Source organism: Arthrobacter sp. SE2, assembly GCF_058244265.1.
Genome location: NZ_JBZAYA010000050.1, coordinates 1 through 1,430, shown reverse-complemented (window position 1 = coordinate 1,430; position 1,430 = coordinate 1). Strand labels below are relative to the sequence as shown.

Here is a 1,430-nt window from a genome sequence, read left to right as displayed (position 1 = left end):
CCCAACTGGCTCGCAGTTGTTGACCCTTCTATGGTTGTCAAGCGCTGCAAGAGGCAGGGTTTGGGGCGTTGAGTGTTCGGTAGATCCGTCGGGCGAGATAGCGTTTCACGCACCGGCGGATCTCCTTTTTGGTCCGTCCTTCGGCTTGTCGTTTCTCGACGTATCCGATGGTTTCGGCGTCGAAGGTCATCCTGCTGAGTGCGACCATGTGCAGGGCTTTGTTCAGGGTTCTGTCGCCGCCGCGGTTGAGCCGGTGCCGGACGGTGTTGCCCGAGGATGCCGGGATCGGGCTGACCCCGGCCAGGGAGGCGAAGGCGGCCTCGGAACGGACCCGGCCGTGGTGGGACCACGCGGTCAGGCAGATCGCTGCGGTGACGGGACCGAACCCGGTTTCCTGCAGCAAGGGCGCGGCTTCGCTGATTTCGACCAGTTCGGTGATCCGGGCGGTGTTGGTTTTGATGTCCGTGTCGAGCTCGCTGATGTGTTTGGCCAGGCGGACTGCTTCGGAGCGGGCGACGGAGATGGCCAGGGGTTCTTCACGGGCACGCCAGCGGGAGACCTCGAGGATCTGGGTTCCGGTCAGGGGTTTGCGGGCGTCCAGGCCCAGGTCGTTCGCCCGGGCCAGGGCGGTCAGCGCGTTCACGGCCCGGGTGCGCCCGGTGGTCATGGATTCCCGTGCGGTGACCAGGACCCGTAAGGCTGCGCGGATCCCGTCGTTCAGCCGTGGCCGGCGCAGCTGCTGTTCCTGCAGGGGCAGGACGGCGGCGGCGATCCGGTGCGCGTCCAGGGGGTCGGACTTGCCCACCCCGTGCCGGGACCGGGCATCCATGCGCGCGGCTTCGGCGACGTCGTAGCCGGCAGCGCCCACGGCACCGGCGAGCAGGGCCCCGTAGGAGGCGGCGCCTTCGATCACCCACAGGGTTCCCAGGTCGGCGCCGGTGCGGCGCGCGACCCAGGCGATGGCCCGGTTGATGCCGGGGTTCGTGGTGGGGAAATCCCGGGTTTCGAGCAGTTCGCCGGTTCCGGCGGTGATGATGGCGTAGACGTGGTTCCTGGCGTGGGTGTCGACGCCGACGACAAATGAGCGCGAATGCGCAACGATAGTCATAGCGGTTCTGGCAGCTTCCTCTATTTCGCGGATATGGTCAGGGCCGCATGCGGCCGGTACCAGTCCGGGTAGAGGTCACTTCGGAACAACACTGTGACGAGCCACGCCCCCGGGCAAACGGTGGGGGCGGGCAACCTTCTGATCAAGTTACCGAGGTGGGCCGGGCAGGTACCGGCCGCCCACCCCGCGGACGGACAAGTCAACAAAATGGCACCCCTGCGGGGCCAGTCGTTATGTGAGTCACGACCACAGGGCGGCACGGCCGGTACCTACTCTGCCAGCCAGTCCCAGACCAGCCACAACAATCCTCACAGTCGTTATG

1 protein-coding gene is annotated in these 1,430 nt (G+C 66.6%); it reads right to left on the bottom strand.

Annotated features, from left to right (window positions below):
* Window positions 1-37: 37 nt before the first annotated feature.
* Window positions 38-1,108: an IS110 family RNA-guided transposase gene (locus tag AC4CS3_RS23890; RefSeq protein WP_490785535.1), complete on the bottom strand. Its 1,071-nt coding sequence runs from the start codon at window positions 1,106-1,108 to the stop codon at window positions 38-40.
* Between the last annotated feature and the right edge of the window lie 322 nt (window positions 1,109-1,430).